Raw genomic sequence first — 14,038 nt, forward strand, 5'->3', positions numbered from 1 at the left:
ATGGCGGGCTTTTGTCTTTTCGGCAGCGGAACTGGAAACCCGAATGATGTTCTTATGCTGCTGGATTGATATAACGGCGACATTATGGACGAACAGCTGCTAGGTCCGCTTTCTGCGGATGAAACAATGCTCGCGTTACTGCATTCGCGTGCTGAGGCTGAGCGTCTGCGGGAACGTGAAAGACTCTTTAGCGCTCTGCTGGAAAGCGTTAATTCGGTTCTGTGGGCACTCAACTGGCAGACTGGTGAAATCATCTACGTAAGCCCTGCCTATGAGCAGGTATTTGGTCGGCCGATCGCCCTGGCCATGACCAGCTACGACGTCTGGATAAATAACGTCTACCCCGATGACGTCGAATATGTTCAGGAAACGCTTAACCAGGTGCTTCAGCAGGGCGCCATGGAATCCCGTGAATACCGCATTATTCGAGGGGATGGAGAAATTCGCTGGCTAAGCGACAAGTGCTTTGTCAGCCAGCGCAGCGAAGCTGGTATGCCGCTGCTGGTCGTCGGTATCGCCGAGGACATCACCGAGAAAAAGCGCATGGAGGAAGAACTCCAGCGCCTGGCGACAACTGACGTGCTTACGCGCAGCAGTAACCGACGTCACTTCTTCGAGAGCGCACAGCGTGCCTTTGAGTTGGCTAAAACGACCGCTGAGCCGCTGGCTTTTCTGCTTTTCGATATCGACGACTTCAAGAAAATCAACGACCGTTTCGGTCACCAGATGGGCGATCTGGTGCTTCAGCGTGTGGCTGAATGTGGAGCCCAAATGATCCGCCGGGGCGACCTGTTTGGCCGCATCGGTGGAGAAGAGTTTGCGCTGCTGCTACCGGGCTGTGATCGAGAGCTGGCGGAGCAAATCGGGGTGCGCTTGCAACGAGCGGTACGCCAATTGATGGTGCCTACTCCCCAGGGCCCCTTGCGGGTCACGATCAGTCAGGGATTGGCCGTTCTCAAGGAAGACGACAAAGGGCTCGATGCCCTCTACGCTCGTGCTGACGAGGCCATGTACAAGGCAAAGCGGCAGGGTAAAGATCAAATCGTCCAGGGGTAGACGAAAACCCTTTTTACATTTAGTTTGCTCCCCTGCAAGGGAATCGGTCACTAATGACGGTTTTAATAGCTACATGAAATAAGACGGGGAAACCTTATTTCAAATAGCGTTAAAACGGTGTTGCTAGTGGTCTACGCTTAAGTTCTGTTCTTATCGACCGATAAGTTCAGTAGCAACACAAAAATAGTTTGGAGCATCTATTTTCATGGGTAAGAAGCCTTTGGCTCTGGCTGTCGCCAGCGCTTGCTTGTCTCTGTACGCCTTTTCCTCCGCTCAAGCTGCTGGGTTCGTAGAAGACAGCAAGGCAACGCTTTCGATGCGGAACTTCTACATCAACACCGATAACCGTAATGGCACCAATAATCCTTCCAAGGTGGAAGAGTGGGGCCAGGGTTTCATGCTTAACTACCAGTCCGGCTTTACCGAAGGCACCGTTGGTTTTGGTGTCGATGCTGTTGGTATGTTGGGCTTGCGTTTGGATGGCGGCGGTCGTCTCGGTAAGTCCACGGCAGAGCGTCAGCCCAGTGCTAGCGGCAGCTTCCCACTGGATACAGACGGTAGCTATGAAAATGAATTCAGCAGCTTGGGCCTGACTGCCAAAGCTAAGATTTCCAAGACTGAGCTGCGTTACGGCACACTTTCTCCAAAGCTTCCCGTTGTAACCATCAACGACGGCCGCTTGTTGCCTCAAACTTTCCAAGGCGGTCAAGTTACGTCAAAGGAAATTGATGGCGTAACCTTTATTGCTGGTCAGCTTGAGCACACCAAGACTCGTGGCTCTAGCAGTAGTGAGTCGTTTTCAATTGGCGGCTCCAACAGTGGCCGTACCGCTCGTGATTCCAACCAGTTCCGCTTTGCAGGTGCTGACTACGCTGTTACTAAAGACCTGACGTTGCAGTATTATTTTGGTCAGCTAGAAGACTTCTACAACCAGCATTTCTTGGGGCTGGGTCATAGCGTCAAGCTAGGCGACGGTACATTCAAGACTGACCTGCGCTACTTCAACAGCAAAGGTAATGGCAACAATAAAGATGCTGATACACAAACAGCTCTTTATGGCTCTACTGGCTACTACGGCAGCGGCCGTACCCGCGGCAAGGTAGACAACCAGCTCTATAGCGCACTGTTTGCATACACCATTTCCGGTCACACAGTAGCTGCTGGCTACCAGATCACCAATGGTGACAGCGACTTCCCCTTCATCAATACGGGTGAGGGCGCTTCTGCATATATCAACACAGATTCCCAGATTGCTAAGTTTAACCGGGCTGGCGAAGACACTTGGCAGGTTCGCTACGCCTATGACTTCGCAACTGTTGGCGTACCAGGCCTGACTGCTGGTGTTACCTACTTGAATGCTGATAATGCCAGACACTCTACGGGTGACAAGAGCGAGTGGGAGCGTGATATCTCCGTTGCTTATGTTATTCCTCAGGGCACGTTCAAGGGGCTGGGCCTTACATGGAAAAACGCCGTGTATCGTTCTGAGTTCCCTGGCCAGCGCGACCAAGACGAAAACCGTCTGATCGTCAGCTACTCGTTGCCGCTGCTCTAATAGAGCGGTTCGGAAAAAAGCCCGCCTTTATGGCGGGCTTTTTTGTACGTGCTCACGGCGGATACTGTATCGACAGGTGAGCGGCCTAAAAAGCGCTACTTGGCTAAAAGTGTTTTGCCCCAAAAGAGTGCATTGAAAGGTAGACGCTCCAGACGTTTGACTTTAGTTTTGCCGCTTCCGGCAGGAGGTAAGGCAGCCCATCCAATACCAACCTCTTGCTCTAAGCGTTGTAGCGCTCCGGTGCTGCAAGAAGTCGTTATTGCGTTGGAGCACACCTTGAATACCTCCCCTTTTGCCCTGGCGACTGCCATCGGGTTGCTTTCCTTGCATACGGCCGCACAAGCAGGCGGTTTTATCGAAGACAGCAAGGCTACGCTGTCCATGCGTAACTTCTACATCAACTCCGACTACCGAAGCGGCGGCAAGGCAACGGACCCTTCCAAGGTCGAGGAGTGGGGGCAGGCGTTCATACTCAACTATCAGTCCGGGTTCACCCAGGGGCCGGTAGGTTTTGGAGTAGACGCGATAGGTATGTTGGGTCTGAAACTGGACTCTGGCAGTCATATCGGCAAAGGCAGTCGCCAGCCAGGAACCATGTTTCCCCGCGAAAGTGATGGCGCTTCCTCGGATGATTTCAGTAGCCTGGGATTGACCGCCAAGGTTCGTGTGTCCAGGACTGAGCTGCGCTATGGCACGCTGATGCCCAAGCTCCCTGTGGTCAACTACAACGATGGGCGCCTGTTGCCGCAAACCTACGAGGGCGGGCAAATCACCTCGAAAGAGTTCGATAACCTCACATTGATTGCAGGCCAGATCGAACACGTCAAAGACCGTAACTCCAGCAACTATGAGTCGATTTCCATTGCCGGATCGAAAGCGGACAGCAACCAGTTTCGCTATGCGGGGGCTGATTACCAGCTCACCAGAAACCTGACGCTCCAGTATTACTATGGCAGCCTGGATGACTTCTACAAACAGCACTTCCTGGGCGCGCTACATAGCCAGCCGCTAGGCTCTGGTGTGTTGAAAACGGATCTACGGTATTTCGACAGCCGTAGCGACGGCGCCAATGGGCATGAGCCTGCGTACTATGCCAACGGGTATTACGATGGCGGAAGTGCTGTGAAGGGCAAAATCGACAACCGCCTGTACAGTGCCATGTTCAGCTATAGCGTAGCGGGGCATACGCTGGGTGCAGGGTATCAGGGCTCGGAAGGTAACAGTGACTTCCCCTACCTTGAGCAAGGTAATGGCAAGACCCTGTACACCATCACCAATGCCCAGATTGGCAAGTTTATCCATGCGGGTGAGGATACCTGGCATGTCCGTTACGCGTACGACTTTGGAAAAGTAGGTGTACAAGGGCTCAATGCCGGTGTTGCTTACTGGCATGGTGATAATGCCCGTTATCAAACAGGTGACAGAAGCGAGTGGGAGCGTGATCTTACCGTGTCGTATACAGTGCCCAGAGGCGTCTTGAAGGGTGTGGGTCTTACGGTGAGAAATGCCATGTACCGGCCGGGCTTTCCCGGGCAGCGTGATCAGGATGAAACGCGCGTTATTATCAACTACTCCATTCCACTGCTCTGACGAGGTTGAGGAGCTTGTCGCTACACGGCAAGCCCTATCAAGCCTGGACCTGGCAGAAAAGAATTTCTCTGAATATTCAAGTCTTCCGGTGAAAAAGTGTTTTGCCTGAAATGATGGCACTTTGTTATGGACGAAACACTTTTTTACATTTAGTTTTGCGCCGCCGACAAGGGACGCGTCAGTGAACGACCTTATCTTCCAGGGATTGGAGACACAAGGCGTTATAAAGCCAACCTCGATCTACCCGCTCTCTTGCCGGCCTAGCCGTGCGGCCGTACGTGTGCCTTAACAGCCGCTCTTGTTGTTGTTAGTTGTGGAGCATCTTTTGAACGTAAAACCTCTCGCCGCAGCCATTGCTGCCGGCTGCCTTGGCCTGACCCTGAACAGCGCTGCCCATGCCGCGGGCTTCCTGGAGGACAGCAAGGCTACCCTTACGTTACGTAACTTCTATTTCAATCAGGATAACCGTGACTCGGCTGCGCCCAAGTCTGCCTCCAAGGCAGAGGAGTGGGGGCAGGCGTTCATGCTCAACTATCAATCCGGTTTCACCGAGGGTACGGTCGGCTTTGGCGTTGATGCCTTGGGGATGCTCGGTCTCAAGCTTGACTCGGGCAAAGGTACGCATGGAACTGATGCCAACAGTGTGTTCCCGGATAACGGACACGGCACTGGCGTTGATAACTTTTCAACGCTGGGCCTGACCGCCAAGGTTCGTATCTCCAAGACCGAGCTGCGTTACGGCACACTTATGCCAACGCTGCCGGTGGTGACCTACAATGACAGCCGCATGCTGCCACAGACCTTTGAAGGCGGCATGATCACCTCCAGGGAAATCGAAGGCCTGACCTTGAATGCCGGTCGCCTGGAGCATTCCAAGGCGCGTAACTCTTCAAACATGGACAGCCTGCGCATTCTCGGCGGCACCGAGCGCAGCAACGCGTTCTACTTTGCGGGGGGTGACTACAAGCTGACCAAGGACCTGACGGTCAGCTACTACTACGCCAACCTTGAAGATTACTACAAGCAGCATTTCCTGGGTCTGGTGCATGACTGGCAGATCGGTCCGGGTGTGCTTAAGAGTGACCTGCGTTATTTCCACAGTACCGACGATGGTGCCAATGGACATAATCCGGACTACTACTCCAATGGCTACTACGGCAGCGGCGTAACCAAGGGCAAGGTCGATAACGATTTGTACAGCGGTCAGTTCCTGTACAGCGTGGCTGGCCATACCTTTGGCGGTGGCTATCAGGTCATCAACGGGGACAGTAACTTTCCCTTCCTGAACCAGGGAGATGGTGCTACGCCATACCTGATCACCTTCTCGCAGAATCAGAACTTTACGCGTGCCGGTGAGCGGACCTGGCTGGTGCGCTACGCGTATGACTTTTCCCAAGTGGGCGTGCCGGGGTTGACGGCAGGTGTGGTCTATCTGAAGGGAGACCATATCGAGGCGGCTGGCAGCAATCCGAGCGAGTGGGAGCGAGACTTTACCCTGGGTTATACCGTGCCTACCGGAACCTTGAAAGGGCTGGGCATTCAGTGGCGTAACGCGGTATGGCGTAACGATGTCGCCAACACCCGCGATCAGGATGAAAACCGTCTGATGCTGAGCTATTCGATTCCGCTGCTCTAAGACGTGAGTAAGACCATCCTTTACGATGGTACGTAGACTGGAAATGCCGCCTCCCTTTCGGGAAGGCGGCATTTTGTTTTTGCAGAAGGCTCCACGGGTTTAGCGAGAGAGCTGTTCCAGCACGGCCTTGGCCGCAGGCTCCGAAGAGGCGGGGTTTTGGCCTGTTATCAGATTACCTTCAGTCAGCACGTAAGGCGCCCAGTCAGCCCCTTTGCTGTACAGGCCGCCGTTGGCCTTGAGCATATCTTCCACGAGGAAGGGTACGACGTCGGTGAGTTGAACCGCTTCCTCTTCGGTATTGGTGAAACCGGTTACCTGTTTACCCTTGACCAGAGGCTCACCGTCAGCAGTCTTGACCTTGGCCAGCACGCCGGGTGCATGGCAAACCAGGGCGGTGGGTTTGCCCATCGCATAAAAGGCTTCCAGCAGCGCAATGGAGTCCTGATCTTCAGACAGATCCCAGAGCGGCCCATGGCCTCCGGGATAGAAAACAGCGTCGTAATCATCCGCCTTGACGCTCGCGAGCGGCACGGTATTGGCGAGAGCCGCCTGTGCGTCGGGATCATTACGGAAGCGTTCTGTCGCCTCGGTGCGCGCCTCTGGCTCATCACTCTTGGGGTCCAGAGGCGGCTGGCCCCCTTTGGGTGACGCCAGGGTCAGCGTAGCGCCTGAGTCCTTGAAGACATAATAAGGTGCCGCAAACTCTTCCAGCCAAAAGCCGGTCTTTTTACCGGTATTGCCTAGTTGGTCATGGGACGTCAGTACGAGAAGGATATTCATGTGATGGGTCCACCGATCCAGTTGCCGATAAGCTCCTTATGGAGCGCGGTAGGGGTATGGACAGCACATCCGAGAGGACAATTCAGCGTTATCACATGCGTGATGGCGGTTTGTATATGAACCGCCTGACATGCTCACAAAAAACCGAAGCCTGGCGGGAGGCTCCGGTTTTTATTCTACAGTACGCGTGCTGCTTAGCTTCGCGCTCTGGGGGCAGGCTGCTGCTGGGTAATGCAGTGGATATTGCCACCCCCCAGCAAGATCTCGCGGCCTGGGACCTGTACGATCTCGCGCTCGGGGAAGCAGCGCTGAAGAACGTCCAGCGCTTCGGCATCTTCCGGGACATCGAACGTTGGTGCGATGATGGCGCCGTTGACAATCAGGAAGTTGACGTACGACGCCGCCAGACGCTCGCCTGACTTACGCGGCTGACTGCCCACCGAGGCATCTACGGTTTCGTATTCTTCATCCGACGCGTACAGCGGGCCGGGCGTTGGAATCTTGTGGACGGTGAACTTGCGGCCTTTGGCATCCGTGTTGGTTTCCAATACCTCAAGCGCCGCGCGACACCGCGCATAGTTCGGGTCGTTTTCGTCGTCGCACCAGCTCAACAGCACTTCGGCAGGACGCACGTAGCAGCAGAAGTTATCCACATGACCGTCGGTTTCGTCGTTATACAGGCCGTCCGGCAGCCAGATAACCTTATCCACAGCCAGATAATCACTCAGAATCGCCTCGATCTCACGCTGGGACAGATGCGGATTGCGGTTGCGGTTGAGCAGGCACTCGCCGGTGGTGATGAGCGTGCCTTCGCCATCGACGTGGATAGAGCCGCCTTCCAGTACGAAATCCTCAGTGCGGTAGCGGGGGCAGCTTTCCATCATCAGGATTTTACTGGCGACCTGATCGTCCCGCTTCCAGGGGAAATACAGCCCGCCAACCAGCCCGCCCCAGGCGTTGAAGGTCCAGTCCACACCGCGCACTTCCCCCTGATCGTTGATGACGAAAGTCGGCCCGGTATCACGCGCCCAGGCATCATCGTTGCTGATCTCGACGACGCGAATGGCCGGGTGATTGAGTCGTGCACAGGCATTGTCGAACTGGGCGGCAGAAACACCAACGGTGACCGGCTCGAAGCGTGCAATGGCTCGTGCGACTTCGGTAAAGGCCTGTTGGGCTGGCTTGGCACCCAGGCGCCAGTTATCGGTACGCTCGGGCCAGATCATCCAGACCTGCTTTTGGGGCTCCCACTCCGCGGGCATACGGAAGCCTTCAGCACGGGGTGTCGAGGCGAGCAGACTCATGATTGCAATTCTCCATCGAAGGGGTAGGTCGTACAGGTTCAGGCAACGGTCGCGAATGAGCAGGACATCCCGTTAACGGTAGCAGATTCGAGCGCCATTACTGGCTGGCCGTTATGCCGACAGGCAAAGGCGTGCTTTATAACCGATAAATATCTGACTTAAAACTGAATTTAAGCAATACCATTACAGCATGCGATAACTAGACGGATAACTATCGGTTTATTGGGCAACTGTTAGATCGTTTGGCAGGTACGTGTTTCGCTTGGGCAAATAGGGCGGAAGGTAAAGACTAAGGTAGGCATCGAAAACCCGATGGCTTTCTGCTGCCCAGCGAGGCGTAATAACGCCGTGCTGTTGTACGGATCTTGCGTAGACGCGATCACCCAGTTCCATGGCAAGGGTAAAGATATCGATATCGTCTGGCAGAGGAGGCAGATGGAAATGGGCTGCGAACAGTGCCTGAAGCTGCTCGCCCAGCCGGGTGTCATGCTGTCGGTCGGCCTGGACTACTTCGGTCAGGCCGTGATTGGCCAGGATCAATTGCCTGGCCGCGGCATCCTGTTCATATACTTCCAGCATGCGTGCTTCGACGATCCGTGACAGGTCACGCCAGTCGTTAAGGCTGTCATGATCGACGGAAGCCTGAAGACAGGCGCGAAACGCTGCATGAGCCTCTTGGGTAAGGGCCTCAAGCAGTGCGGTAACGCTGGGAAAGAAGTGATAGACCGAGGAAGGCGGAAGGCCCGCCCTTTCGGCAATGCCGTAGATACTCAGGCGTGCAGGCCCTTGATCTATCAGCATGTGCCGAGCCGCTGCCAGGATCTGCTCGATACGCTGGCGGCTGCTGCTGCGCGCCTTGCGTGGGCTGGAGGTTCGGGCCATTACTGTACCGGTGTCCTGGTCGTAAAGGTGATGAGGTTCTGACGATGCCTGTACGGACACGCCGCGTTATCGCGCCTCGCCAGAACCTGATACGGCCCATTCAGGGGTAGCCTGCCCGTTCAGTACTACGATCTGATCTTGAAGATCAACGGGCTTGCTTGAATGTCTGCCAGAGACCTTCGAATGTCTGACGAGTCTCGGCAGGTGGCGGAACCAGAGCGAACAGACGGCGGCGCAACGCCCCGTTGGGGTAAAGTGCATTTTCCTTCTGAAGTTCAGGCGAAAGCAACTTCATCGAGTCAGGGTTGGCATTTGGATAAGACGTCTCTTCGGTAATGCGGGCCAGGGAACGAGCACTCATCACATAGTTGATGAAGCGATGCGCCAGTTCCGCATTGCGCGACTTGCTGGGGATAGCCAGCGTATCCACAAAGACATACGTGCCTTCTTGCGGTACGACATAGCTGACCGGCTGGCCTGTCTTACGCGTATTGATTACATCGCCTACGCTGTACACCATTGCTACGCATAGTTGGCCATTCTTGAATGCATCAACCGTGGCGTCGTTATCGATGGAGCGAACATAGGGGCGAATGCTCATCAGGTCCTTGGCAATTTTCTCCATCTGCGCGGGAGAGCTGCGCTCAGGAATGTTGCCCTGATAGTTCATCATGATTGATGAGACATAGATGGGATCGTCGAGCAGATTGACGCCGCACTTGGAAAGGCGCTTGATCTGCTCGGGATCGAACAGCACGCTCCAGCTCTCCGGCAGCGGACCGCCAAAGGCTTCCTGCGCCTTGGGAACGTTGATTGCCAGACCTACTGCGCCCCATAGATAGGGGACGGCATAATGGTTGCCCGGATCCACGGAGTTCAGAATGCCCGAAACATAGGGATCGAGCTTGCTGGTATTGGGCAGCTGCTGGGTGTTGAGTTTTTGCAGCTTGTTTTCCCGGATGAGTCGTTTGAGCTCGTCATGGGAAGGCGCATACACATCGATCGGCGTGTCGCCATCCAAGAGGGCATTTGCCTCCTCAGAAGTGCTGAAGGTGTGGTAGTCGACACGGATGCCGGTGTCCTTCTGGAAATCACTGATGACCTGAGGGTCAATGTAATCCTCCCAGTTATAGACGTGCACAACCTCTTCGGCCTGGGCGAGCAGGGGCAGAATGGCCAGCGCCATGAGCAGCTTTCGCATGGAAACTCCTTGTGTTCCATCATGGGACCTTCCGTGGAACTAAGGCCAGGACGGTACGAAAAGCTGCAAAGTGTGACGGCGTTCTCGTAAACAGACAACGGCCGCCCGGCGAGGACGAACGGACGTTGTCTATAACCGACGTGCTAGACGGTGTGCAGGTACCAGTTGTATTCGAGATCCGAGATGGAGTGCTCGAATTCTTCCAGTTCATGCTCCTTACAAGCCACGAAGATATCGATGTACTTCGAATCGATGTATCGCGCCATGATTTCGCTGTCGTCCAGTTGCCGCAAGGCATCACGCAGGTTGTTCGGCAGACTTTGCTCGTGCTGCTCGTAGGAGTTGCCTTCGGTCACCGGCGGAGGCTCGACGTGATTGGTTAGACCGTGATGGATTCCTGCCAGTACGCCTGCCAGCAGCAGGTAGGGGTTGGCATCAGCGCCCGCCACACGGTGCTCGATGCGTACGGCATCGGGTGTGCCGGTGGGAATACGCAGCGCCGTGGTGCGGTTATCCAGCCCCCAGCTCGGTGCATTGGGTACGTAGAACTGCGAGCCGAAGCGACGATAGGAATTCACGTTGGGGCATAGAAAGGCCATCGAGGCGGGCAGGGTCTCGAGCACACCGCCGACGGCGTGACGTAACGCGGCGTTCTGCTCGGGATCCTCGCTCGTGAAAATATTGTTGCCATTCTTGTCCAGCAGCGAAATGTGCACATGCAGACCGTTACCTGCCTGCCCCGGATAGGGCTTGGCCATGAAGGTAGTGTCCATTTCATGGTCGTAGGCGATGTTCTTGATCAGCCGCTTGAGCAGCACTGCGTAATCACATGCCTTGATCGGGTCGGCCACGTGATTGAGGTTGACCTCGAACTGCGCGGGAGCCGACTCGGCCACGACGGCATCGGCAGGAATATTCTGGGCGCGGGCACCGTCGATGATGTCCTGCAGGCAATCGGCGTACTCGTCGAGATCATCGATGGAGTAAACCTGAACGGACTGCGGGCGCTTGCCGGAAATAGGCGAACGGGGCGGCTGGGGCCGGCCGTTGATGTTTTCCTGATCGATCAGATAGAACTCAAGCTCGAAGGCCGCGACGACCGTCAGCTCCATCTCGGTAAAGCGTTCAACGACCTGACGCAGCACTTCGCGAGGATCGGCGAAGAATGGCGCGCCTTCCATTTCGTGCATGGTCATCAGGAGTTGTGCGGTAGGGCGTTTCTGCCAGGGCTCCATGGAGAGCGTGCCGGCGATGGGGTAGCAGACGCGGTCGGCGTCACCGATATCAAGGCCGAGGCCTGTACTTTCTACGGTGGAGCCGGTGATATCGAGAGCGAAGAGTGAGGCGGGTAGATTGATTCCTCTTTCGAAGACTTTGGGCAGACTGTTTCGGTCGATGCGTTTACCACGCACCACGCCGTTCATGTCCGAGATCAGAAGGTCGACGAACTGCACTTCAGGATGTGCCTGGAGGAAGTCGGTCGCTTCATTCAAGTGAACGGCACGCGGGGGTACCGACATGATGCAACACCTATAGTTGTTAAAAATATCAATCAGCGGGGACTTCACCTAGGAGTCAATCCGAAAGGGGACCTAAAGTCAACTTTGCTCGTTATTGGTGCTCGAAGGCCTCATCAAGGCCTTTCATTGGGGCACAGGGCTTCGCTTGAGACCCCGTAACACGCCGGCTGAAAGAGAATGTGCGAACCGCATGAGCGGTCTTGAAAGAACGGTTGTGGAAAAAAATGAACAAGACTACTCTCCAATTCATCCAACCATGGCAAACGTAACGGGTGTCCCATGTCGTGCCTGCCGTTGATCGGCGTGACCGCCTGCACCAAGCAGATCGGTTTGCATACCTTCCACATCGCCGGCGACAAGTATCTGCGTGCCGTCGTGACCGGAGCGGGTGGTCTGCCACTTGTTATTCCCGCGCTGGCTAACTTGCTTGACCAGCCCACCTTGCTTGCACGTCTCGATGGATTGATGTTTACCGGCTCGCCTTCCAACGTGGAGCCGCATCACTACCAGGGGCCTCCCAGCGCGCCGGGCACCGCCCATGATCCTGACCGTGATCGTACTACTCTGCCGCTGATTCGGGCGGCTGTGGATGCAGGTGTTCCTGTACTCGGTATCTGCCGCGGATTTCAGGAGATGAACGTGGCAATGGGCGGCAGCCTGTATCAGAAGGTGCACGAGGTCGGCCCGTTTGCCGACCACCGCGAGCGACAGGATGATCCGCTTGACGTGCAGTACGCGCCCAGTCATGCCGTTCATGTTCAGCCGGGCGGTGTATTCGAGCGCTTGGGGTTGCCCGAGCAGTTCCAGGTCAATTCTCTGCATGGGCAGGGCGTCGAGCGTCTCGCGCCTGGTCTTCGGGCCGAGGCTCTGGCGCCGGATGGCCTGGTGGAAGCGTTTTCTGTAGAGGGCGCCTCTGTCTTTGCCGTTGGGGTGCAGTGGCACCCTGAATGGCAGGTACGCTCCAATTCGAATTATCTGGCGATTTTCAACGCCTTTGGCGATGCCTGCCGACAGCGGGCCGGGCAGCGCTGACGGCGGTCCTTGACCGCCGTATCATCCTGCCTGGACGGTAAGTCCATGTGCCTTCCGGGCAGGTTTTTCAAAACCTTGAGGTCTTTATGGCTAACCAGCTTGACCAGCTCACCCAGTGGTTGAAAGAACACAAGATCACCGAAGTCGAATGCCTGATTTCCGATTTAACCGGCATCGCCCGCGGCAAGATCTCGCCCACCTCGAAATTCATCAATGAAAAAGGCATGCGCCTGCCGGAGAGCGTTCTGTTGCAGAGCGTGACGGGAGACTATGTCGAGGATGACATCTATTACGAGCTTCTCGATCCGGCCGATATTGACATGCTTTGCCGGCCTGACGAGAACGCTGTCTTCCTCGTGCCCTGGGCCATCGAGCCCACGGCGCAAGTCATTCACGATACCTACGACAAGCAGGGTCGCCCGATCGAACTGTCTCCACGCAATATCCTGAAGAAGGTGCTCAAGCTGTATGCCGACAAAGGCTGGAAGCCGATCGTCGCGCCCGAGATGGAGTTCTATCTCACCAAGCGTAGCGATGACCCGGATTATCCCCTGCAGCCCCCGGTAGGCCGTTCTGGTCGCCAGGAGACGGGCCGCCAGTCATTCTCGATCGATGCCGCCAACGAGTTCGATCCGCTCTTTGAAGACATGTACGACTGGTGCGAGCTTCAGAAGCTGGATCTGGATACGCTGATTCATGAGGAAGGCACGGCCCAGATGGAAATCAATTTCCGTCATGGCGATGCCCTGCATCTGGCGGACCAGATCATTGTGTTCAAGCGAACCATGCGCGAGGCCGCCCTGAAGCACAACGTCACGGCTACCTTCATGGCCAAGCCCATGACCGGTGAGCCCGGCAGCGCGATGCACCTGCACCAGAGCGTCGTGGACCTGAAGACAGGCAAGACGGTGTTCTCAGAAGACGACGGCACGATGAGCGAGCTGTTCCGTCATCACATCGGTGGGTTGCAGAAATACATCCCCGAAGCCTTGCCCCTGTTTGCGCCCAATGTGAACTCGTTTCGTCGCTTCCTGCCGGACACCTCTGCTCCGGTAAACGTGGAGTGGGGCGAAGAGAACCGCACCGTAGGTCTGCGTGTACCTGACTCGGACCCACAGAATCGTCGCGTGGAGAACCGTCTGGCAGGTGCAGATGCCAACCCATACCTTGCGCTGGCTGCCAGTCTTCTGTGTGGGTATCTGGGCATGATCGAAGGCATCGAACCCAGCGCTCCTGTCAAGGGGCGCGGCTACGAACGGCGCAACCTGCGCCTGCCGCTGACACTGGAAGCAGCCCTGGAGCGCATGGAGCAGTCTGTGACCATTGAGCAATACCTGGGCACACGCTTCACTCGGGGCTATGTGGCCGTCAAGCGCGCCGAGCATGAAAACTTCAAACGGGTCATTAGTTCCTGGGAGCGCGAGTTCCTGTTGATGAGCGTATGACCTGATCGCGCCAGCACAGCTGGCGCATTCCAACCCA

11 protein-coding genes are annotated in these 14,038 nt (G+C 55.9%); 6 read left to right on the top strand and 5 right to left on the bottom strand.

Features of this window, described 5'->3' with window-relative positions; all coding sequences use genetic code 11:
- Positions 1-84 precede the first annotated feature (84 nt).
- The 4 genes from GM154_RS04300 to GM154_RS04315 all read left to right on the top strand — a co-directional run bounded on the left by GM154_RS04300 (position 85) and on the right by GM154_RS04315 (position 5,837).
- Positions 85-1,056 (top strand): sensor domain-containing diguanylate cyclase, encoded by a 972-nt coding sequence (locus GM154_RS04300; RefSeq protein ID WP_073449874.1) that lies wholly within the window; start codon positions 85-87, stop codon positions 1,054-1,056.
- A gap of 205 nt (positions 1,057-1,261) precedes the next feature.
- Positions 1,262-2,611, top strand: a complete 1,350-nt coding sequence (locus GM154_RS04305) for an OprD family porin (protein WP_219651099.1) — start codon at positions 1,262-1,264, stop codon at positions 2,609-2,611.
- Between the two features lie 276 nt (positions 2,612-2,887).
- Positions 2,888-4,201: an OprD family porin gene (locus GM154_RS04310; RefSeq protein ID WP_219651100.1), complete on the top strand. Its 1,314-nt coding sequence runs from the start codon at positions 2,888-2,890 to the stop codon at positions 4,199-4,201.
- A gap of 325 nt (positions 4,202-4,526) precedes the next feature.
- Positions 4,527-5,837 carry an OprD family porin gene (locus GM154_RS04315; protein ID WP_208825586.1) on the top strand — a complete coding sequence of 437 codons (1,311 nt, stop codon included), beginning with the start codon at positions 4,527-4,529 and terminating at the stop codon, positions 5,835-5,837.
- 99 nt (positions 5,838-5,936) lie between these two features.
- Here the strand turns inward: GM154_RS04315 and GM154_RS04320 are convergent, their stop codons facing one another.
- The 5 genes from GM154_RS04320 to GM154_RS04340 all read right to left on the bottom strand — a co-directional run bounded on the left by GM154_RS04320 (position 5,937) and on the right by GM154_RS04340 (position 11,524).
- Positions 5,937-6,617 carry a type 1 glutamine amidotransferase domain-containing protein gene (locus GM154_RS04320; RefSeq protein WP_010795670.1) on the bottom strand — a complete coding sequence of 227 codons (681 nt, stop codon included), beginning with the start codon at positions 6,615-6,617 and terminating at the stop codon, positions 5,937-5,939.
- 194 nt (positions 6,618-6,811) lie between these two features.
- Positions 6,812-7,921, bottom strand: coding sequence for an agmatine deiminase (gene aguA, locus GM154_RS04325; protein ID WP_219651101.1), 1,110 nt, complete (start codon positions 7,919-7,921; stop codon positions 6,812-6,814).
- 219 nt (positions 7,922-8,140) lie between these two features.
- The gene (locus GM154_RS04330) at positions 8,141-8,803 is read right to left on the bottom strand and encodes a TetR/AcrR family transcriptional regulator (protein ID WP_219651102.1); all 663 of its coding nucleotides are present in this window, start codon (positions 8,801-8,803) and stop codon (positions 8,141-8,143) included.
- 145 nt (positions 8,804-8,948) lie between these two features.
- Positions 8,949-10,004 (bottom strand): extracellular solute-binding protein, encoded by a 1,056-nt coding sequence (locus GM154_RS04335; protein WP_219651103.1) that lies wholly within the window; start codon positions 10,002-10,004, stop codon positions 8,949-8,951.
- A 143-nt stretch (positions 10,005-10,147) separates the two neighbouring features.
- Positions 10,148-11,524 carry a glutamine synthetase family protein gene (locus GM154_RS04340; protein WP_074822246.1) on the bottom strand — a complete coding sequence of 459 codons (1,377 nt, stop codon included), beginning with the start codon at positions 11,522-11,524 and terminating at the stop codon, positions 10,148-10,150.
- A gap of 279 nt (positions 11,525-11,803) precedes the next feature.
- Here GM154_RS04340 and GM154_RS04345 point away from each other — a divergent pair, with 279 nt between their 5' ends.
- Positions 11,804-12,556, top strand: coding sequence for a gamma-glutamyl-gamma-aminobutyrate hydrolase family protein (locus tag GM154_RS04345; RefSeq protein WP_150346670.1), 753 nt, complete (start codon positions 11,804-11,806; stop codon positions 12,554-12,556).
- An 86-nt stretch (positions 12,557-12,642) separates the two neighbouring features.
- On the top strand, positions 12,643-14,001 hold the full coding sequence (locus GM154_RS04350; protein ID WP_010795663.1) for a glutamine synthetase family protein: 1,359 nt from the start codon (positions 12,643-12,645) through the stop codon (positions 13,999-14,001).
- Positions 14,002-14,038: the final 37 nt, after the last annotated feature.

Source organism: Pseudomonas sp. MAG002Y (genome assembly GCF_019400845.1).
In the GTDB taxonomy this organism is placed as follows: domain Bacteria; phylum Pseudomonadota; class Gammaproteobacteria; order Pseudomonadales; family Pseudomonadaceae; genus Chryseomonas; species Chryseomonas luteola.

Coding starts and splice junctions, on each gene's coding strand:
- GM154_RS04300 (WP_073449874.1), top strand. CDS start 85: ATGGACGAACAGCTGCTAGGTCCGCTTTCTGCGGATGAAACAATGCTC.
- GM154_RS04305 (WP_219651099.1), top strand. CDS start 1,262: ATGGGTAAGAAGCCTTTGGCTCTGGCTGTCGCCAGCGCTTGCTTGTCT.
- GM154_RS04320 (WP_010795670.1), bottom strand. CDS start 6,617: ATGAATATCCTTCTCGTACTGACGTCCCATGACCAACTAGGCAATACC.
- aguA (WP_219651101.1), bottom strand. CDS start 7,921: ATGAGTCTGCTCGCCTCGACACCCCGTGCTGAAGGCTTCCGTATGCCC.
- GM154_RS04330 (WP_219651102.1), bottom strand. CDS start 8,803: ATGGCCCGAACCTCCAGCCCACGCAAGGCGCGCAGCAGCAGCCGCCAG.
- GM154_RS04335 (WP_219651103.1), bottom strand. CDS start 10,004: ATGCGAAAGCTGCTCATGGCGCTGGCCATTCTGCCCCTGCTCGCCCAG.
- GM154_RS04340 (WP_074822246.1), bottom strand. CDS start 11,524: ATGTCGGTACCCCCGCGTGCCGTTCACTTGAATGAAGCGACCGACTTC.
- GM154_RS04345 (WP_150346670.1), top strand. CDS start 11,804: ATGTCGTGCCTGCCGTTGATCGGCGTGACCGCCTGCACCAAGCAGATC.
- GM154_RS04350 (WP_010795663.1), top strand. CDS start 12,643: ATGGCTAACCAGCTTGACCAGCTCACCCAGTGGTTGAAAGAACACAAG.